This is a genomic window from Streptomyces mabaensis, assembly GCF_053763515.1.
Genome location: NZ_JBSOPZ010000057.1, coordinates 1 through 19270 on the forward strand (window position 1 = coordinate 1; position 19270 = coordinate 19270).

Sequence of the window (19270 nt, forward strand, 5' to 3'; positions counted from 1 at the left end):
CCCCCCCCCCCCCCCCCCCCCCCCCCCCCCCCCCCCCCCCCCCCCCCCCCCCCCCCCCCCCCCCCCCCCCCCCCTGCGCGAGTACGTACGCCCGTACGGTCAGGCGGTCGCCGATCGGTACTTGCGGACCGCCAGCGTCCGGAAGACCACGATGATCAGGACCGACCAGAGGATCGAGGCCCACACGGGGTGCTGCATGGGCCACGCCTCCGGCGCCCGGTAGCCCTCCGGCAGGTTGCCGAAGAGTTCGCGGGCGGCCTGCACGGTGGCGCTGAACGGGTTCCACTCCGCGATGTGCCGCAGGAACGTCGGCATGTTGCCCGACGGCACGAAGGCGTTCGAGATGAACGTCAGCGGGAAGAGCCAGATCAGCCCGCCCGAGGTGGCCGCCTCGGGAGTGCGGACCGAGAGTCCGATCAGCGCGCCGATCCACGAGAACGCGTAGCCGAGCAGGAGCAGCAGGGCGAAGCCGGCCAGCACCTTGCCGATGTTCTCGTGGGCGCGCCAGCCGACGATCAGCGCGACGACGGCGAGGACCACCAGGGTCAGTGCCGTCTGCACCAGGTCGGCGAGGGTGCGGCCGGTGAGCACCGCGCCCCGTGCCATGGGCAGCGACCGGAAGCGGTCGATGAGGCCCTTGTGCATGTCGTCGGCGATGCCCGCGCCGGCACCCGCGGTGGCGAAGGTCACGGTCTGCGCGAAGATGCCGGCCATCAGGAACTCGCGGTACGCGGCGGGTGAGGTGTTGCCTTCGACGGAGATCGAGCCGCCGAAGACGTAGCTGAACAGCACCACGAACATGATCGGCTGGATCATCCCGAAGATGATCATCTCCGGGATGCGGGTCATCCTGATCAGGTTGCGCTGGGCGACGACCAGCGAGTCGGAGACCGACTGGACGACACCGCCGCGCGGCCGGGGTGCCGCGACCTTCACGGCGTCCTGTACGGCAGTCACCGGGCCGCCTCCTTGTCGTTCTCGTCGTCGGTTTCGGCCGCGTGGCCGGTGAGTGAGATGAAGACGTCGTCCAGCGTCGGGCGGCGCAGGCCGATGTCGTCGATCTCGACGCCGCGCGCGTCCAGCTCGCGGATGACCTCGGCGAGCAGCTTGGCGCCGCCGGCCACGGGGACGGTGAGCTTGCGGGTGTGGTCCTCGACGGCCACCTCCCCCTTGCCGAAGCCGCGCAGCACCTCGCCGGCGGGAGCTATCTGCTCGCGCTGGTGGACGACGACCTCGACGCGCTCGCCGCCGGTGCGGGCCTTGAGCTGGTCGGAGGTGCCGCGGGCGATGACCTTGCCGTGGTCGATGACGCAGATGTCGTGGGCGAGCCGGTCGGCCTCTTCGAGGTACTGGGTGGTGAGCAGCAGTGTCGTACCGGCGGCGACCAGTTCCTCGATGACCTCCCAGAGGGCGAGCCGGTTGCGCGGGTCGAGTCCGGTGGTCGGCTCGTCCATGAACATCACGGGCGGGCTGACGACCAGGGCGGCCGCGAGGTCGAGCCGGCGGCGCATGCCGCCGGAGTAGGTCTTGGCGGGCCGGTCGGCGGCGTCGGCGAGGTTGAACCGGTCGAGCAGTTCGCCCGCGCGGACCTTCGCGTCCTTGCCGCTCATCTGGTACAGGCGGCCGACCATCTGGAGGTTCTCGCGGCCGGTCAGGTATTCGTCGACGGCCGCGAACTGGCCGGACAGGCCGATCGAGCGGCGGACCTCGTTGGGGTGCCTGAGCACGTCGATCCCGGCGACGACCGCCTTGCCGCTGTCGGGCTGCAGCAGGGTGGTCAGTACGCGTACGGCGGTGGTCTTGCCCGCGCCGTTGGGACCGAGCAGGCCCAGCACCGTGCCCTCGGGGACATCGAGGTCGACGCCGTCCAGAGCCCGTACGTCGCCGAAGGTCTTCACTAGCCCTTCGGCGTAGATGGCGCCTGGCATGTGGGTTCTCCCGTTGATGTGGATGTTCTTCAGCTGAATCCGGGCGCCACTGTATCGCGTTATATCGCGTCACTACAACCAGTTCGGTGGAACCGGGGTGCGGCCGCCGCGGTCCGCCTCGCTAGGCGATGACCGTGTAGCCCGCCTCGTGCAGCGCCGCCCGGACGTCGGCGCAGTGCTCCGGCCCCTTGGTCTCCAGGTGCAGCTCCACCTCCACCTCGGTGAGCCCGAGCCGGGGATCGGTCCGTACATGGCCCACGTCGAGAACATTGGCATCCACCACTGACAACACCCCCAGCAGCGTCGCCAGCGCCCCCGGCCGGTCCGTCAGCCGCAGCCGCAGCGAGAGATAGCGTCCCGCCGCCGCCATGCCGTGACGCAGGATCCGCTGCATCAGCAGCGGATCGACGTTGCCCCCGGACAGCACCGCCACCACCGGCCCGTCGAAGGACCGCGGCGCGCTCAGCAGCGCCGCCACCGGGCTGGCGCCGGCCGGCTCGACGACGAGCTTGGCCCGCTCCAGGCACAGCAGCAGCGCGCTGGAGAGCGCGTCCTCGGAGACCGTACGGACCTCGTCGACCAGATCGCCAATGATTTTGAACGGGACGTCGCCCGGCCGCCCGACCTTGATGCCGTCCGCCATGGTCTGCGGCGCGTCGATCGCCACCGGGTGCCCGGCGGCCAGCGAGGGCGGATACGCCGCCGCCCCCGCCGCCTGCACCCCGATGATCCGCACGTCGGGCCGTACCGCCTTGACGGCCACCGCGATGCCCGCCGCGAGCCCGCCGCCGCCGATGCCGACGACGATCGTCCGTACCTCCGGACACTGCTCCAGGATCTCCAGGCCGACCGTGCCCTGCCCCGCGATGATGTCGCGGTGGTCGAAGGGGTGGATGAACACGGCGCCCGTCCGGTCCGCGTACTCCTGCGCCGCGGCCATGGTCTCGTCCACCACCTGTCCGTGCAGGCGCACCTCGGCGCCGTACTCCCGGGTCGCGGCGACCTTCGGCAGCGGGGCGCCGGACGGCATGAAGACCGTCGACCGGACGCCGAGGAGGGACGAGGCGAGTGCGACGCCCTGCGCGTGGTTGCCCGCGCTGGCGGCGACGACCCCCGCCGCCTTCTCCTCGGGGGAGAGCCCGGCGATCCGGACGTACGCGCCGCGCAGCTTGAAGGAGCCGGTGCGCTGGAGGTTCTCGCACTTGAGGTGGACCGGCGCCCCCACCAGGTGCGACAGGTGGCGGCTGCCCTCCATCGCGGTCATTCTCGCCACCCCGGAGAGCATCTTCTGAGCACCACGGATGTCATCGAGGATCAGGGGCGGCAAGGGGTGTGACGTACGGAAGCTCATGACCGCCAGTCTCGCAGCTCACAGGCTCCCCGGCCGCCCCGGAAGCCGCCCCGGAGAAGGCATGGGTACGGGTTTGCTCAGCGCAGGTACGGGGCCGCTTCCGGCCGCGTACTCTGTCCCCCAACCCCACCGACCACCGCACGAAGAGAGCCCCAGGCCATGCCCACCACTGAGGACATGACGACCGCTTTTGACCAAGGCCTCCTCGATGCCCTCCAGCACCAGGTGGCCGTCTTCGCCCGCCGTGCCGAGCAGACCCGGCTCGGCGGTGTCGGCCAGGTCCGCAACTCCATGGACCGCGCCGCGTATCTGCTGCTCAACCGGCTCGACCAGGAGGGCGCGATGGGTGTCAAGGCACTCGCGGCCGGCATGGGAATCGACTCCTCGACCGTGACCCGGCAGGTCGCGCCGCTCGTCGACACCGGCCTCGTCAAGCGCACCTCGCACCCGGAGGACGGCCGCGCAGTCGTGCTCCAGCTCTCCCCGCGGGGCCTGGCCCGGCTGGAGGAGGTGCGGTCCTCGCGGCGCGAGCTGATGGCGCAGGTGACGGAGGGCTGGACTCCGGAGGAGCGTGAGTCGTTCTGCACCCTGCTCACCCGTTTCAACTCCTCGCTCTCCGCGCGCATGGCCGCCGCGGCAGAGGCGGACGCGGCCGCCGGCGCCGGGGGCGCCGTCTCCGACACCGGGGGCGTTCCGACCTCTTGACCCGGGCGCCGCACCTGGCCTCATATGAGTGCCAGGAGGCACGGTGCGAGAACGGGCGGCGAACCACGGCAGCCGCCGGGCCCGGGAGTTCGAGGCATTCGTCGCGGGCGCGGCAGGCCGGCTGCTGCATGCGGCGACACTGCTGACCGCCGAGACCGACGAGGCGAACGAGGAGGCGCAGCGGCTGCTGACCGCCGCCCTCGCCCATACGTACGCGGAGTGGGACCGGCTGCGCGGCGAGGACCCGTACGACCACGCCCGCCAGGAACTGGCGGCCCGCTTCGCCCGCACCGCCTGGCGCCACCACAGGCCGCGCGGGGGTGTACTGGCCCGGCTGTCCCCGCAGGAGCGCCTCGTCCTGGTACTGCGGCTGTACGAGGGGGTGGCCGAGGAACAGACGGCGGCGCTGCTCGGCCTGCCGGTGGAACGGGTCCGGGCCATCTGCACCCGTGCGATGGCGGCCCTGCGCAGCGGCCGTCCGGCCCGGGGAGGCGGCGCGGACCTGGGAGCGGCCCAGGGAGGTGGCGCCGTGAGCGCCCGCAGCGGGGAGGTGGCATCGTGAGCCCGCCGGACCGCAAGGAGGACGAGGTCCGGCGGATGCTGGAAGGCCCGCACCCGGCCGTACCGGCGGAGCTCGCCGGACACGCGGCGGAACGCGGCCACCGCATCCTGCGCCGCCACCGCGCGGCCCGGCGGCTGCTGTGGCTGCTGCTGGTGGTGGCCGCGACCGCGTTCGCGGTGTGGGCGGCGCTGGCCGAGCCCTGGCTGGAGCCGTCGTCGGACATCGCGCCACCGCTGGAAGGCTGGTAGCACCAGCCATTTCGTCCGGTTCTATCCTGGTACGGCAGGTGTGAGTGAGCGGCGTACAGCATGAGCCGAGGAGGTCCGCATGACCAGGAAAGTCGTCGACTGCCGCAAATCGCCGAGCGTCATGAACTGCACCCTCGCCATCTCCGGTGAGGAGGAGGAAGTCATCCGGGCCGCCACCGAACACGCGGTCTCCGTGCACGGGCACGAGGACAACGCGGAGCTGCGTCAGATGGTCCGCGAAGCGCTCGAGGACGAGAAGGTCAGCGCCTGAGCCGACGCCCGGCCGGGGCTCGCGTGGCAAGACCGGCCGGGCGCACGTACGAAAACCGACCCGGGACCCCGGCGGTCAGCCCAGCGCCTGGGACAGGTCCGCCAGCAGATCGTCGGCCGACTCGATACCCACCGACAGGCGGACCAGGTCGGCCGGAACCTCCAGCGCCGAGCCCGCCACCGAGGCGTGAGTCATCCGGCCCGGGTGCTCGATCAGCGACTCGACGCCGCCCAGGGACTCGCCGAGGGTAAAGACCTTGGCGCGGTTGCACACGCCGACCGCCGCCTCCTCGCCGCCCTCGACCTGGAACGACACCATGCCGCCGAACGCCCGCATCTGCTTGGCGGCGACCTCGTGCCCCGGGTGCTCCGGCAGCCCCGGGTAGAGGACCTTGGTGACCTTCGGGTGCTTGGTCAGCATCTCCGCGATGCGCCCGGCGTTCTCGCTGTGCCGGTCCATCCGGACCGGCAGCGTCTTGATGCCGCGCAGCACCAGCCAGGAGTCGAAGGGCCCGGCGACCGCGCCCATGGCGTTCTGGTGGTACGCCAGTTCGTCGCCCAGCGCCGCGTCCGCCGCGATCAGCGCGCCGCCCACGACGTCCGAGTGACCGCCCATGTACTTGGTGAGCGAGTGCACGACGATGTCCGCGCCGAGGGACAGTGGCTGCTGGAGGTACGGGCTGGCGAACGTGTTGTCGACGACGAGCTTCGCCCCGGCCGTCCGCGCGATGTCCGCGACGGCGGCGATGTCTGTGATGCCGAGCAGCGGGTTCGACGGCGTCTCGACCCAGATCACCTTCGTCTTGGGGGTCAGCGCGGCCCGTACGGACGCCGGGTCCGAGGTGTCCGCGACGGACCACTCCACACCCCAGCGCGAGACGACCTTCGCGAACAGCCGGAAGGTGCCGCCGTAGGCGTCGTTCGGGATCACGACATGGTCGCCCGGCACGAGCAGCGTGCGCAGCAGGCAGTCCTCGGCCGCCAGGCCGGAAGCGAACGCGAGCCCGCGCCGGCCACCCTCCAGCGCCGCGAGGTTCTCCTCCAGCGCGGTACGGGTCGGGTTCGCGGAACGGCTGTACTCATAGCCGCCGCGCAGCCCGCCCACTCCGTCCTGCTTGTAGGTGGACACCTGGTAGATCGGCGGGACGACGGCGCCGGTCAGAGGGTCTGCGGTGTTGCCCGCGTGGATCGCGAGAGTCTCGAAGCTGTGCTGGTCGCTCATGAACCAGAGCCTAGTTCGTCGGAACCCTCGCGCATCTGGTTCGCTTGAGGCATGGAGATTCTCTGGTTCCTGATCGCGCTGGGCATGCTGGCCGCGGTCATCGGTCCGTACCTCATGCGCAGGCGCGCCGGCCTGCGGCAGGTCGCCCCCGGCACGCCCGACGCCGCCGACCCCGCGAACTACGGCTTCGTACGCCAGGAACTCCTCGACATCCGGGTCCCCGGGCGCGACCAGGACCTGATGGACGTCCTGGAGCTGGTCCAGCGCACGCAGGACTGGCGGGCCGCCGCGCAGCTGCTGGCCGGGACCGACAAGGACGGCGAGGTGCGCTGGCAGCGGGTGCAGGCGTTCGCCGGCGCCGCCGCGTTCGAGCTGGCGCAGCGGCCGGGCGTCGGCGGCCGCTGGCTGCAGACGTGGCGCGCAGAGGCGCCGAAGGACGCGGGCGGGGCTCAGGTGCACGCGGAGTTCCTGGTGCAGCAGGCGTGGCGCGCCTCGGGCGGCGTCGGTGCCGACGACCACCGGATCATCCTCGAAGAGGCCCGTACGGTGTGCCACGAGGCGGCGCTGCTCGCGCCGGGCGACCCCGTCCCGTACATCGTCGAACTCGCCGTCGCGCGCGGACTCCGGTACAGCCGCGAGGAGTTCGAGGAACTGTGGGCGAAGATCGTGGACCGTGCGCCGGCCCACATGGGCGCGCACCTGGCCGCGCTGCACTACTGGTGCGCGAAGTGGCACGGCTCGCGCGAGCTGGCCGACGCCTTCACGCACGCCGCCGCGGCGCGCGCGCCGCAGGGCTCGCTGCTCGCCGCGCTCCCCCTCTTCGCGGTGTACGAGCACCTGCCCGAGGTGAACCTGGTGCAGGGCTTCTACCAGAGCGCGGTGGTGACCCGCGCGGTCGAGGGCGCGCTGTACGCGGTGCACTCGGCCCGCCCGGACGACCCGATGCTCGCGCACGTACGCCACCTGCTCGTCTTCTTCCTGGTCCGCTCCGAACGCTGGGCGGAGGCGATGGACCAGCTGCGGCACGTGGACGGATACGTCGGTGCGCTGCCGTGGTCGCACAGCGGCGACCCGGCGGCCGAGTACGCGGTGTACCGGGCGCTGGCGGTCGCGGGGTACGAGGCGAACGGAGGCGACCCGGCCACGCTGCCCCGCTGACGCGCTGCCCCGCTGACGCGGGCCGGTGGCCGTGGCCGGAATCCTCCGGAGCGGCCCTGCGTTGTACGGGATGACGCCCGCCCCCGGAGGAGATCAGATGTTCCTGCACCGCCGCACCCCCGAGCTCCCCACCCCCGAGGAGGCCCTGAAGGGCCGCCCCGAGCCGGAATTCCAGGTCCCCTCCCGCCACACCGTCCTGGGCAACCCCCTGCTGGGCCCGTACCCCGAGGGCCTGGAGGTGGCGGACTTCGCGCTGGGCTGCTTCTGGGGCGCGGAGCGGAAGTTCTGGCAGACGCCGGGCGTCTGGACGACGCTGGTCGGCTACCAGGGCGGCTACACCGAGAACCCGGCGTACGAGGAGGTCTGCTCGGGCCTGACGGGCCACACGGAAGCGGTGCGCGTCGTCTTCAACCCGTCGGCCGTCTCGTACCCGACACTCCTGAAGCTGTTCTGGGAGTCCCACGACCCGACCCAGGGCTTCCGCCAGGGCAACGACGTGGGCACCCAGTACCGCTCGGCGATCTACACCCACTCCCCGGAGCAGGCAGCGGCGGCGGAGGCGTCCCGGGACGCGTACCAGCCGGTGCTGACGCGCGCGGGCCACGGCGAGATCACGACCACGATCCTCCCGGCCCAGGACCGCACCTTCTGGCCGGCGGAGCCATACCACCAGCAGTACCTGGACCGCAACATTAACGGCTACTGCGGCATCGGCGGCACGGGCGTAGCCTGCCCGATCGGGGTGGCCGGGGCGCCGTCGCCGGATGCCTGAGGGGCTGCGCACTATCCGATATCGGCTACTCCAGGGCCCGTGGGGCATCTGGATCGAGCTGACGGCTTCGACGGCCACGACATCGGAAGCCTGACGCCCGAGGAGATCGCCTGGCTTCACCACGGCCTGTCCCTCGCGGCCCCGGCCCTCCCATCCCGCGCGCCAGGTTCGCAAACGCTGGTCAGCTCACCGTCGACGTCGGCCTGTGGATGTGGCTGCGACCGCGCGACACTCCGGCGCAGCCGACATGCGGTCAGAGCATGGCCCAGCGCAGCGACGCGAGGAGGCTCAGTGCTACCGGTGGGACGAGCCACCAACGGCCCAGCGCGCGGCGGTTCGAGGGGACCAGGGTGATGAGAAGAGCCAGGGCGCTGAGGGAGAACACAAAGACGGACATCATGGCGATACCGAAGTCCGCCTCGTCCGTTTCGGCCTCGTTCGCGGGGCGGATCGTCAGGGCGTAATAGCAGGCGCCGGCCGCCAGGAGGTGGAGGGTCACCAGCGGGACGCCCAGAACCCAGCGCAGGCACCCCTTGTCCTGGTCGGGGTGGTAGGGCTGGTCGGCATTCACTGAAGGGCGTCCCTTGCGCTTGCGAGGTCGGCGTCGAAGAGCCGACCGTACCTCTGGGCCTTTTCCGATTCCCAGTAGGGGCCGCCGTTGTAGCGAGCGGCGAGCTCCTGGTACTGAGCGCCTGTCATGCGGTCCGCCGGAACGTCCGCGAACTCGCTCTCCGCTTTCAGCTGGGCCAGGTACTGAGACGCGATGAAGATGTTCTGGGCCGGGTCCTGAAGCGAGGACTCGACGACGTTGCGCTGATGCTCGGTGAGATCGGCCGGATCGTAGCCAAGGACCTCCGCGCCCCGCCTGATCTGGATCGCGATCGGGCCGAAGGACGTCTCGTCCGGCATGCCACCCCCGCGCGACGGCAGATTCTGCGGTGCGATGGGAGACAGACCCCACGGCGCGGCGGCTTGCTCACGGAGCGCGTCGATGCCGTCGTCAATGATGCCGGGCGAGCCTCCCACCTCCTGCCAGGCGATACCCGCCACCATGTCCGGCGGCAAGCCCGAGTGCTTCGCCGCGGCCTGGATGATTTCCTTGTTCGCGGAGATCCACTCGCGGCGGCCCTCGTCGGACGTCGGAGGGTCCCAGTAGTTGTCGTCCGCCGTCGGCAGGCCGGAGACCCGCATCCTGATGTCGCGAAGCGCTGGGGATACGGGGTCGTCGCCGACCGGCGGGGCGAAGTCTCGCTTGGGGCCGCTGCCCGGGAGGCGGGTGAGCGGATTGCTCCGGGCCTCCTCCGACTCACGCCGCATGGCGGCCATCGCGGCGTAGACGACGGCGCGTTCGACACCGACAAGCCGGAACTCGGGCAGCAGGTCGTATGCCGCCTTCATCGCGTGGACGCAGATGTCGCGCGCTTCCTCCTCCGTGGTCTTCGCCAGGTGGAAGCTGGAACCGGCGCTGTTGTGCAGCCGGTTTGCCTCGTCCTTGATGTCGTCGACGTCCATCGTCGACTCCGCCAGCCAGTCGAGGAATCCGGTGGTGCCTCTCATGTCCTCCCACTGGCGCATGGGTTCCGCCTCCTGCGCCTCTCGGGTGATCGCCGTCCCCTTGGTGGCGATGAGCGAGGCGAGGGCCTGCTCGGAGGCCTTGCCGTCCGAGAAGTGCGACTTGGCGGTCCGCAGCGCATACGCGTAGCTGCGCAGCGCACTGGCGGCCTTGTTGTAGCCCTCGGCGAGGTGGACCACGAGGGCACGCGCCTCGGCGACGCGTGCCTCGTAGCTCTTGCTGCCCTCGCTCTGCCATTCGGTTCGGGTTTCCGCCCGCCGCGCCGGCCCTTCGACCTCGACCAGCAGGTCGCGGAGGCGCTTCAACTCGTCCGCATTGCGCTCGACGAGTGCCGGGTTGCACTCCGCGAGGAACTCGACGTCGCTGCGGTGACTGAGCGCGCTCACCTTGCCTCCGGTGCGACGTAGTAGCCGCCCTCGAGGAGGCTTTCGAGGAATCTCCGTGCGTTGTCGTCGTCCACCGCCACGAAGTCGCTACCGGCGGCCTTCAGCTTCGTGGCGAGTGCGGCGAACAGGGAGACGGAGTCGAGGAACTGGTCGCCGGCGAACCGGGCGAAGCGGTCGACCTGCGCGGAGACGTCGGCGTGTGCCCGCGGCGCCCTCGCCATCGTGCTCGCGTCGGCGTCCGGCTTGCCCTCATGGAGGAGAGCGGCTATCTCGATCAGGAGATTCGCGTTTCCGTTGATCGAGCCGGCGTCGGCGACCAGCGTCCCGTCGGCCCCGGGGCGGCCGCCACCGGGCTCGGACGGCACCGAATCCAGCCGCATCGGGCTCTGCTTGGCGAGCGCAGCGGCCTTGTGCTGCGCCCACTCGCCGTCGAACGACATGATCTCCCCCGCCCGTCATGAACGCGTCGCCTGCGGATCAACCGTAACCCGGCTGGGAGTTGGCGATCACCGGCGCAGGTCGTCTCGACGCCAGACGGAGTCGAGAGGGCTGCAGCCGAGCACCGCGTTCCTGACGTATCTCGACCAACCGCCGGCCGCGCGCCTCGCTGAGCACCAGACGCTACTTCCCGGCCCGAAGACGCGGTCGGTAGGTTGAGGGCATGTGTGTCTCGACGGACCGGGCCGCGTTCTCCGGCACCACCCTGTACGCCGGGCGGCGGAACCACGCCGTGCATGGGCGGATCCAGGTTCTGGGGTATCAGAACACCGCCGTCAACCTTGCCGACGGGCCCAACGCCATGCTTCTGCATCTGCCCGCCCGTCGGATGAGCCGGGCGAACTTCATCTCTGCCGGGCGCAGTTCCGACGTGCTCAGCCGCATGGTGGACGCCGTCCGGCCCCGTTCCAGAGGCGTGACCGGCGGTGCCGACTGGATGGGGTCGGACCCCGGTCGCGGGGTCGAGGTGTTCGACCACGACATCTACACCGTGTTGCTCGCCACCGACCCGACCCTCCTCCACGCCGCGCTCACCCAGGTGCCGTTCCACAAGCGCCCGCGCCTTGATCCCCTGCTGCTGGAGTTCTACGCCGACCAGTACCCGGGCCACTCGATCGCGGTGTGCTGCTTCGACAACGCCGAGGCGGAACGCGCCAAGCCGCTGCTCATGTGGTATCCGCCCATCGACCCCGAGCTGCTCGTACTCCCCGCGCTGGACTGCCACACCGGCGCGCCGCCCGACCTCGGTGCCGGCGTGCCGGTCGACCACTGGGTGCTTTTCGGTACGGACGAGGCCCCGGACGGGTGGGGTACGCCGGTCGACCACTCCAGCGGCATGCGTCATGAGCTGCGCGGATTCCTCCCGTCGACTGTCATGGGCCGCTACTTCGGCGGCCACTCCCTGCCCAACGGCGACTTCGCCCTCGCCCACGACGACCTGCTCGCCGGAAACCTGGACCGGATCGAGCGGCTGCGACCGTCCGCCTGACCCGTCCCGCCTTCCCAGCGTTCACCCGCCGGCCGGCTGCCCGTCGAGGCGTGGCCGTTACAGTCTCGGCCGTGGGGATGAGTCTGGCAGTGCGGTCGCGGGGCGGGGTGGGCCAAGCCGCCGAGGAGATTCCTGTCCGGTGGCGGATCTGGCGGGTGCCGGTGATCGCCACCGGCGTCGTCGTGCCGCTGTACGTGCTGTGGGCCGCCGTGCTCGCGACCGGCGGCGGGGATCTGGCCGCGCAGCTGGCGTGGGCCGGGTTCACCGCGCGGCATCCGGGGTCGGCGTACAACCTGTCCTGGTACGGCGGGACGCACAGCGCCAACTACAGCCTGCTCACCCCCCATCTCATGGCCGCGCTCGGAGTGCGGACCGTCTCCGTCGCGGCCGGACTCGCGGGGTCGTGGGTGATGGGGTGGGTTCTCGTCCGGGCCGGGCTGCGCAGGCCGCTGTGGCCGGCGGTGCTCGGGTCCGTCGCGCTGTGGTGCAACGTCGTCTCGGGGCGTACGACGTTCGCGCTCGGGGTGGCGATCGGGCTCCTCGCCGTCCTGTACGTACTGCGCGGACGGCGGCCGGCGGGCGCCGGCGCCGTGCTGTGCAGCGCGCTCGCGACGATGGCGAGCCCGGTGGCCGGGCTGTTTCTGGTGGTCGTCGGGGCGGCGTACCTCCTGGACCGGCAGTGGCGGAAGACCGCCGCGCTGGTCGTGGCACCGTTCGTGGTGGTGGGGGCGACAACCGTGCTGTTCCCCTTTCAGGGCGAACAGCCGATGTCCCCGGGGAAGTTGTGGATGCCACTCCTGGCGTGCGCGGCGCTGTGCGTGGCGGCGCCGCCGACGGGCTGGCGGGTGCCGCGCCTGGGGGCCGCGGTGTACGCGGTCGGGGTCGTCCTGACGTTCCTGATCGCGTCGCCAATCGGTACGAACGTCGAGCGGCTCGTGGGTCTCGTGGGCCCGTCCGTCCTGCTCGCCGCGGTGCTTGCGGCGCGGCGGTGGGACTGGCGACGCGGCGTGCTGGCTGCGGTGCTGGCCGTGTCCTGCTGCTGGCTGGCCGACAAGACGGTGGACGACGTTCGGGTCTCGGTCGGCGTGCCCGCATGGGCCGCGCGGACGGAGGGCGTACGGGCGGAGCTGCGGCGGCTGGGCGCGGACCGCGGGCGGGTGGAGGTGGTGCCTGCCCGGAACCACCGGGAGGCGGCGGTGCTGGCGCCGTACGTGAACATGGCGCGCGGCTGGAACCGGCAGCTCGATGTGGAGCGCGGGCGGCTGTTCTACGACGGGAGCCTGACGGCGGACACGTACCGGGCATGGCTGGACCGGTGGGCCGTCCAGTACGTCGTCGTGCACGCGGGCCGGCCCGACGGCCCGGCCGAGGGGGAGGCGGCGCTGGTGGCGAGTGCCCCGCCCTGGCTGGAGCCGGTCTGGTCCGATGCGGGCTGGCGGATCTACCGGGTGCGTGACGCGGTGCCGCTGGTCACGGCTCCGGCCTCGGTGGTGCGGGGCGACAGCGCGGAGCTGGTGATACGGATGCCGAGGCCGGGGACGGCGACGGTCCGGGTGGCGTACTCGCCGTGGCTGCGGGCGGACGGGGCGTGCGTACGGCGGGCCGGGCGGGACGGGGAGTGGACCTCGCTGACCGTCCCCAAGGCCGGCGACTACCGGCTGGGCTCGGAGTACGTGGGGTACGGGGGGTACGTGGGGTACGGGGGGTACGGGGCGGGGCGGATGTGCTGAGGGGGGTGGGGTGCGGGTGGCGGGGTGACGGTGCCCGGGGGTGAGTTGTGCGGCGAAACCCGGGGCCGCCCGGTTTGTGAGTATGGCGGGCCGGACCGGACCGTCAAGGGCGCTCCCTACGGTCGCGTCGCTGCGCGATGGCCTCCGGCCACCCCTGACTGTCCGCCCCGTCCCGCTGGTGCAGATGAGTGTCGGGCGGCCCCGGGGAGCGGGGCCCCACCAGAGCCGGGACGCTGGCTGCGCTCTCGTCGGTGACCTCAGCCCGGTAGGCGGGGAAAGACACGCACCGGGTTCGGGGGTTGCGGGCCTCGGCATAGCGGCCGACGGCCGTCTGTTGGCCTACGACAACGCCCAATCCGAGGTGGATTGACACCAAGCGGCCGAGAGGGCCCGCAAGCAGGCCACAAACCCCGGCAAATCGGGCACGATTGAGGCCCTGCGGACCCCGCATGCGGGCTGATGTCGCCACACCTCGGCTCCAACGGTCTGACAGCCGCTCAGAGCCCTGTCCGGGCTCTTCCGGGCCTGCCCACTCGCCAACGCCCCACCGGCCTCCGGCCGCTGAGCCGGAGCCGAGCCCCTCGCGAGTCAGCCCCCTGCCCACCGGCCTGCGGCCGCTTGGCCGGGGCGGCCCATCCCGGACCTGTCGCGCCGCCTGGCCACCCACGGCCTGCGGCCGCTAAGCCGAGGCCGGGCCCATCCCGAGCCGATGGCGCGCCACCCACCACCCGGTGGCCGCTTGGCCGAGGTCGGGCCCATCCCGAGGCGACCGCGCACCAGCCACCACCCGGTGGCCGCTGAGCCGGGGTCGGGCCCCCGCAAGGCGATGGCGCACCACCAACATGCGCCGGCCGCTGAGCCGGGGCCGGGCCCATCCCGGGCCTGCCGCGCCCCGCAACCGCCCACCGGCCTGCGGCCGGCAGCGGACCGGGACCAACCGATAGGCGCTCCCGGGGCCCCGCTCCGGGGGCCGCCCCCTCAACAAGCAGTAGCGGTGGAGGGACGGGAGTCCAGGGTGGCCGAAGGCCATCGCGCAGCGACGCGACCGCAGGGAGCGCCCTTGACACCCGGCCCGCAACCGCCATCATCACCAACCGGGCGGCCCCCCACCCGAACCACCCACCCCCGGGCGCGGGTCTGTCCTTCCCGCACCACTCACCCCTGGGTCAGGATGTTTCTTCCCTGAGCCGAGCCGCAGTCCGCGCCGCGTCGTAGTCCGGGCCGACGCCCTCGACCAAGATCACGTCGCCCTCCATGTGCTTCGTGCGCAGCGGCAGGATCTCCTGGTACGCCGTCGAGTCGTACCAGTCGCGGGCCTCGGCCATACCGGGGAACTGGATCATCACGATGGTCCCGGGCCACGCCCCCTCCAGGACCTCCACCGTCGCGCCGTGGACGATGAAGTGCCCGCCGAAGGGAGCCAGGGTGCCCTGGATCCGCTCCATGTACGCGAAGATCTCCTCGTTGAGCTGCTCGGGGCGGATGTGGCCAATGGCGTAGGCAGTCACGGCTGTCCTTCTCCTCGGTAGCTGGGTGCCTCTTCGAGCTCTCCTGTTCAAGCTCTCCTCTGCGAGCTGTCTCGATACTCGCCGCCCAGCCCCGCCCCGTCGATTACCCCTGAGGTAACCCGTCAGTCCCGAGGTAACCCGTCAGTCCCGAGGTAACCCGTCAGTCGGTGACACCCAGGTCGGCGCGCATCAACCGCCGCATCGCGATCAGGAAAGGCATGACCTCCTTCAGGTTCTCCAGCCCCTGCGCCGCCGTCTCTCCCGGGCGGGCGTGGCCGCGGTCGAGCCGCTTGACGACGGCGTCAGCCTCCGAGAGCACCCGGTTGACGTCCTGCGAGGCCCGCAGGATTCGCTCGGGGACGATCATCTGAGCCTCCGCGTAGCGGTCCCGGTGATCGAGGCGGGCCGCTTCCAGGTGGGCCCTCTCCTGCCCGGTGTAGACACCGTCGTTGATCCGGTGGAGGGCGTCCTTGAGGAGCGTGTGGAACTGGCGCGAGGCCCGGTTCATGGCCGTGTACTGGGCCCGCCGCTCCTCGAACTTCCGCCGCTCGTCGGCCGCCTGCTCCTCTGCCGCGCGCGCCCTGGCGGTCAGCCTCTGGGCGAGGAGAGGGGCGAAGAGCGTACCGAGCACACCGACGACAGCGGTGATCATTGCGGAAATCCCGACACTCATACGGTCAAGCTTAGTGTGATGATCACGACTTTAGTGCGGTGATCACATCGGGCAAGACGGCCGATCAGGGCCTCGGTTACGCAGTGGCCCGCCGGAGCGTGGGCGCTTCCCATGCTCCGGCGGGCAACCACTGGCCGTACGGGGACTGCTACTTCGCGATGTACGCGTTGTAGACCGACACCGACCCCGTGTTGCTCTTCTTGTCCATGACGACGGCCCGCAGCGATACCGCCTTGCCCGCCGCCGGGTTCTTCACGCTGACCTTGCCCTTCTTCACGGTCAGCTTCTTCCAGGTCTTGCCGTGGTCGTACGACACGTACGCCACCAGCGACCTGAGGTTCGCCCCCTTCGCCGCGCCCTGGACGGTCAGCGGGACCACGACCGTCTTCCGCGCCGCCGAGGTGCTGTCCAGGCCGAGGGCCGGGCCGAAGCGGACCGTGGAAGCCGGGAGCTGCACCTGCCCGCTCACCTGCTTGGAGCGGAAGGTCCAGCTCGCGTCGACGCGGGTCGAGACCCTGGAGAGCGCCGCGTCACGGCGGACCGACGTGCTCAGCCGGTACAGCGCCTCACCCGCCGGCACCGTGAAGAACTCCTCACCCTGCAGCGGGTCCTGGTGCTCGCCTACCTTGACGCCGTTGCGGTGCAGGACCGTACGGACGGACGCGTACGCCGAGCCGCCGGCCAGGTTGCGGCCGTCGGCGAACACCGGCAGGTAGCCATACATCGTGTTGCCGTCGCGGACCAGGCCGAAGTCCGCGTCGATGCGCGGGCCGAAGACGCCGACGTTGAAGGTCTGCGTGTAGCTCTTGCCCGGCCGGAAGAGGCGTGGCTCGTCGAGCGAGTAGCCCGCCTCGGTGACCGGGAAGCCTTCGGGGTCCCGGCCTCCGTACTGCTCGAAGTCCAGCCCCCACGTTGCCTTGTCCGCGGTGGACAGGTACAGCGTCGCGGTGGTCGGCAGCTTCCGCTCGACGTTGATCCCCGAGCCCCAGGCGCTGCCCGGCAACGAGCCGGACGCGCCGACCGCCCCCGACTTCCCCGGGGCCGGCGCGCCGAGCCGGGCCTTCACCGTGGCCAGCTCGGCCGGCCGCAGGTGCCTGGTGTAGCCGGTGGCGAGCTGCTTCACCTTGGTACCGAGGACCACGTGGTACTCGGTGGCGGCGCCCTTGGTCCAGTGGCCGTCCCACTGCTGGAAGAGGGACCCGTCCATGATCTGCGGGCCGAGGTGCCTGGTGCGGAAGTTCGCGTACGAGTCGAGCCACCAGCCGAAGCCGTACGAGTCCTCGCCCGCCGCGAGCGTGTAGAGCGGCGCCGCGAACGCGGACGTGGCCCTGCTGTCCGGGACGGTGATGTCGACCGGCCTGGCCGTCCGGGCGTCGACCGTGACCGTCGTGTTCGCCGCGATGGCGAGCTTGGGCTGGGCGACCCAGTCCGCGCCCTTCCTCGCGTCGTCCGGGTCCACGAAGAGGGCGGCGTCGAGCAGGTAACCACCCTTGGGGGCGCGGACCTTGACGGTGCCGGATTCGCTGTACGGGTCGAAGCGCTTGCCGGCGGCCCCGCCCGAGAGGCCGGCCAGCGTGGTGCCGTAGAACGTGGCCGGCTTGCCGTCGCGGCCGATGTGCTTGAGGGTCACGTCGTACGACTCGACCTCGCGCTCGACCGCGGCCGCGGTGCGCACGCTCTGGCCGCCGCCGGTCGCCACCACGTACGCGCTGTAGGAACCGTCGAGGGCGCCCACCTTGGTGTTCGCGGTCAGTTCGGCGTCGGCGGTGCCGCCCGCCGGGACCGTGATCCGCTGGGTACCGAGGGTGAAGAAGCCCGCGGGCGCCGGGCGGCCGTCGGGGCCAAGGGCGGTGACCGCGAGGTCGAGGGTGACGGCCGTGGTGCCCAGGTTGCGGTACCCGACCTTCTTGGTGACCGGCGCGTCGTCGGTGTGCGGCCACTGCTGGAGGCCGAAGCTGAGCGACACCGGTTCCGCCACGACGGTCTGCGTCAGCGCCCTGTCGACCGCGATACGGCCGCTGCCCTGCTGGAACGGCGTGTACGCGCCGGGCTTGGTGGACGCGGTCAGCGCGCCCTTGAGCTCCGCGCCCTTCCACTGCGGGTGCTGCTGCTTGAGCAGGGCCGCGGCGCCCGCGACGTGCGGGGTCGCCATCGACGTACCGGAGATGGTCAGGTAGCCCGGCGGGTTCTGGCCGACCTCCTGCTCGATGATGCTGCCGGGTGCGGCAGCCGCGGTGGTGTCGACACCAGGCGCGGTGACGTCCGGCTTGATCGCGCCGTCGCCGACGCGGGGACCGGTGCTGGAGAACTCGGCCAGTTTGTCGTCGTCGTCGACGGCCCCGACGGTGAGCGCGGCTTCCGCGCTGCCCGGGGAGCCGACGGTGCCGGGGCCGAACGCGCCGTCGTTGCCCGCCGCGATGGCGAACAGCACGCCCTTCTCGGCGGAGAGCTTGTCGACACCCGCCTCGAGCGGATCGGTCTCGGGGGTGTCGCGGCCGCCGAGGCTGAGGTTGACGATGTCGGCGCCCTGGGCCACGGCCCATTCCATGCCGGCGAGGATGCCGGAGTCGTCGCCGAAGCCGTCGTCGTCGAGGACCTTGCCGTTGAGCAGCTTGGCGCCCGGCGCGACGCCCTTGAACTTCCCGCCCGACGCGGCGCCGGTGCCGGCGGCGATCGAGGCGACGTGGGTGCCGTGGCCGTAGCGGTCCTTGGCGTCGGCGGCCGAGGTGAAGTTCTTCTCGCCGACCACCTGGCCCGCGAGGTCGGCGTGTGTCGCGTCCACCCCGGTGTCGAGGACCGCGATCTTCACGCCCTTGCCGTCGTAGCCGGCGGCCCAGGCCTTGTCGGCACCGATCTGCTTGACGCTCTTGTCGAGGCTCGCCCTGCGGACGCTGTCCAGCCACACCTGGGCGACGCCGGCGGCGGTGGTACGCGACGCGCCCCCGCGCTGCTCGCTGGTCAGCGCCTCCCAGACGGCGCCGGCGTCCTGGTGGGGCGTGCTGAGGGCCTCGGCGTTCAGCGACTTCAGGGTCCTGCGGACGGTGCCGCCCGCGTCGTGGACCTCGGCCTTCGCGGCCGGGGCGGCGGCGCCCCGGTAACCGACGATCAGCTTCAGGCCGCCGCGCTGCGCCTTGCGGTTCTCGGGCCTGGACAGCTCGGTGATGTCGAAGAGCCGCGCGTCGAGCTTGCCGCTGCTGATCAGGCGCTGCGCGTCGACCGGTACGACACTGGTGTGGCCGCCCGCGCGCTGCACCTTGACGGGTATGTGCTCGCGCCCCTTGGCGCGTTCGAGGCCGACGGGCTGCCCCTTGGCGTCGACGACGACACGGTCGCCGGTGATCAGTGTGATGCGCTGCCGGCCGTCGAGCGGCGCCCGGTCGCCCGGGCCCTTCGCCGCCGGCCCTGCGGACTCCGAGGACGGTGCCGCCGCGGACGGGGTGGTCAGGCCCGCCGTCAGCGCCACCGCGGCGGCCGCGGCGACGGTGGCCGCACCCGCCCTCTTCAGTTGTCTGCGCAAGTCATCCCCCTGGAGATGAAAGAAGCCATCGGTCGGGGAACGTGGACCGCCCCCCGGCATACGCAGTATGTCGGGGGGCCGACGGTTGCTCAATAGCGTGTCGGACGAAGCCGGTTGGGGTGGCTGAGGTCAGACGGCCGCGTTGTCCGGGTGAGAACGGCGACGGCGGCACCTGTGCGAG

The 19270-nt window shown here is 71.7% G+C and carries 18 protein-coding genes; 8 read left to right on the forward strand and 10 right to left on the reverse strand.

Annotation, left to right across the window (positions count from 1 at the left end; genetic code table 11):
• Positions 1 to 99: 99 nt before the first annotated feature.
• The 3 genes from ACWV17_RS32020 to ilvA form a co-directional block, all read right to left on the reverse strand.
• Positions 100 to 957 carry an ABC transporter permease gene (locus tag ACWV17_RS32020; RefSeq protein ID WP_455352811.1) on the reverse strand — a complete coding sequence of 286 codons (858 nt, stop codon included), beginning with the start codon at positions 955 to 957 and terminating at the stop codon, positions 100 to 102.
• Positions 954 to 1928: an ATP-binding cassette domain-containing protein gene (locus ACWV17_RS32025; RefSeq protein ID WP_455362419.1), complete on the reverse strand. Its 975-nt coding sequence runs from the start codon at positions 1926 to 1928 to the stop codon at positions 954 to 956. The genes ACWV17_RS32020 and ACWV17_RS32025 overlap by 4 nt, the downstream gene beginning before the upstream one ends.
• A 121-nt stretch (positions 1929 to 2049) precedes the next feature.
• The gene (gene ilvA, locus ACWV17_RS32030) at positions 2050 to 3279 is read right to left on the reverse strand and encodes a threonine ammonia-lyase (protein ID WP_455352813.1); all 1230 of its coding nucleotides are present in this window, start codon (positions 3277 to 3279) and stop codon (positions 2050 to 2052) included.
• Positions 3280 to 3438: 159 nt separating this feature from the next.
• On the opposite strand from ilvA, the gene ACWV17_RS32035 reads away from it, so the two are divergent.
• From ACWV17_RS32035 to ACWV17_RS32050, 4 genes are all read left to right on the forward strand, one after another.
• Positions 3439 to 3984 (forward strand): MarR family winged helix-turn-helix transcriptional regulator, encoded by a 546-nt coding sequence (locus ACWV17_RS32035; protein WP_455352814.1) that lies wholly within the window; start codon positions 3439 to 3441, stop codon positions 3982 to 3984.
• A 43-nt stretch (positions 3985 to 4027) separates the two neighbouring features.
• Positions 4028 to 4546 (forward strand): sigma factor-like helix-turn-helix DNA-binding protein, encoded by a 519-nt coding sequence (locus ACWV17_RS32040; protein ID WP_455362420.1) that lies wholly within the window; start codon positions 4028 to 4030, stop codon positions 4544 to 4546.
• A complete protein-coding gene (locus ACWV17_RS32045) occupies positions 4543 to 4794 on the forward strand; it encodes a hypothetical protein (RefSeq protein WP_455362421.1) in 252 nt (83 codons plus the stop codon). The genes ACWV17_RS32040 and ACWV17_RS32045 overlap by 4 nt, the downstream gene beginning before the upstream one ends.
• Before the next feature lie 79 nt (positions 4795 to 4873).
• Entirely contained in the window at positions 4874 to 5065 is a 192-nt protein-coding gene (locus tag ACWV17_RS32050) for a DUF1059 domain-containing protein (RefSeq protein WP_455352817.1), read from the forward strand.
• A 75-nt stretch (positions 5066 to 5140) separates the two neighbouring features.
• Here ACWV17_RS32050 and ACWV17_RS32055 read toward each other — a convergent pair whose 3' ends face one another.
• Complete coding sequence (locus ACWV17_RS32055) at positions 5141 to 6286, reverse strand: cystathionine gamma-synthase (protein WP_455362422.1); 1146 nt, start codon at positions 6284 to 6286, stop codon at positions 5141 to 5143.
• Between the two features lie 51 nt (positions 6287 to 6337).
• Between ACWV17_RS32055 and ACWV17_RS32060 the strand changes: the two genes are divergently transcribed.
• Positions 6338 to 7444 (forward strand): hypothetical protein, encoded by a 1107-nt coding sequence (locus ACWV17_RS32060; protein WP_455362423.1) that lies wholly within the window; start codon positions 6338 to 6340, stop codon positions 7442 to 7444.
• 97 nt (positions 7445 to 7541) lie between these two features.
• Positions 7542 to 8216, forward strand: a complete 675-nt coding sequence (gene msrA / locus ACWV17_RS32065) for a peptide-methionine (S)-S-oxide reductase MsrA (protein WP_455362424.1) — start codon at positions 7542 to 7544, stop codon at positions 8214 to 8216.
• A gap of 253 nt (positions 8217 to 8469) precedes the next feature.
• Here the strand turns inward: msrA and ACWV17_RS32070 are convergent, their stop codons facing one another.
• From ACWV17_RS32070 to ACWV17_RS32080, 3 genes are read right to left on the reverse strand one after another with little or no spacing between them, the layout of a single operon-like run.
• Positions 8470 to 8787 (reverse strand): hypothetical protein, encoded by a 318-nt coding sequence (locus tag ACWV17_RS32070; protein WP_455362425.1) that lies wholly within the window; start codon positions 8785 to 8787, stop codon positions 8470 to 8472.
• The gene (locus ACWV17_RS32075; protein WP_455362426.1) at positions 8784 to 10175 is read right to left on the reverse strand and encodes a hypothetical protein; all 1392 of its coding nucleotides are present in this window, start codon (positions 10173 to 10175) and stop codon (positions 8784 to 8786) included. The genes ACWV17_RS32070 and ACWV17_RS32075 overlap by 4 nt, the downstream gene beginning before the upstream one ends.
• Positions 10172 to 10615 (reverse strand): hypothetical protein, encoded by a 444-nt coding sequence (locus ACWV17_RS32080; protein WP_455362427.1) that lies wholly within the window; start codon positions 10613 to 10615, stop codon positions 10172 to 10174. The genes ACWV17_RS32075 and ACWV17_RS32080 overlap by 4 nt, the downstream gene beginning before the upstream one ends.
• Positions 10616 to 10836: 221 nt before the next feature.
• Here ACWV17_RS32080 and ACWV17_RS32085 point away from each other — a divergent pair, with 221 nt between their 5' ends.
• On the forward strand, positions 10837 to 11661 hold the full coding sequence (locus tag ACWV17_RS32085) for a hypothetical protein (RefSeq protein ID WP_455362428.1): 825 nt from the start codon (positions 10837 to 10839) through the stop codon (positions 11659 to 11661).
• Between the two features lie 155 nt (positions 11662 to 11816).
• On the forward strand, positions 11817 to 13391 hold the full coding sequence (locus ACWV17_RS32090) for a hypothetical protein (protein ID WP_455362434.1): 1575 nt from the start codon (positions 11817 to 11819) through the stop codon (positions 13389 to 13391).
• 1166 nt (positions 13392 to 14557) lie between these two features.
• Here the strand turns inward: ACWV17_RS32090 and ACWV17_RS32095 are convergent.
• The 3 genes from ACWV17_RS32095 to ACWV17_RS32105 form a co-directional block, all read right to left on the reverse strand.
• On the reverse strand, positions 14558 to 14899 hold the full coding sequence (locus ACWV17_RS32095; protein ID WP_455362429.1) for a DUF1330 domain-containing protein: 342 nt from the start codon (positions 14897 to 14899) through the stop codon (positions 14558 to 14560).
• Positions 14900 to 15059: 160 nt separating this feature from the next.
• Positions 15060 to 15572 (reverse strand): hypothetical protein, encoded by a 513-nt coding sequence (locus ACWV17_RS32100; protein ID WP_455362430.1) that lies wholly within the window; start codon positions 15570 to 15572, stop codon positions 15060 to 15062.
• A gap of 148 nt (positions 15573 to 15720) precedes the next feature.
• Positions 15721 to 19077: a S8 family peptidase gene (locus ACWV17_RS32105; protein ID WP_455362435.1), complete on the reverse strand. Its 3357-nt coding sequence runs from the start codon at positions 19075 to 19077 to the stop codon at positions 15721 to 15723.
• Positions 19078 to 19270: the final 193 nt, after the last annotated feature.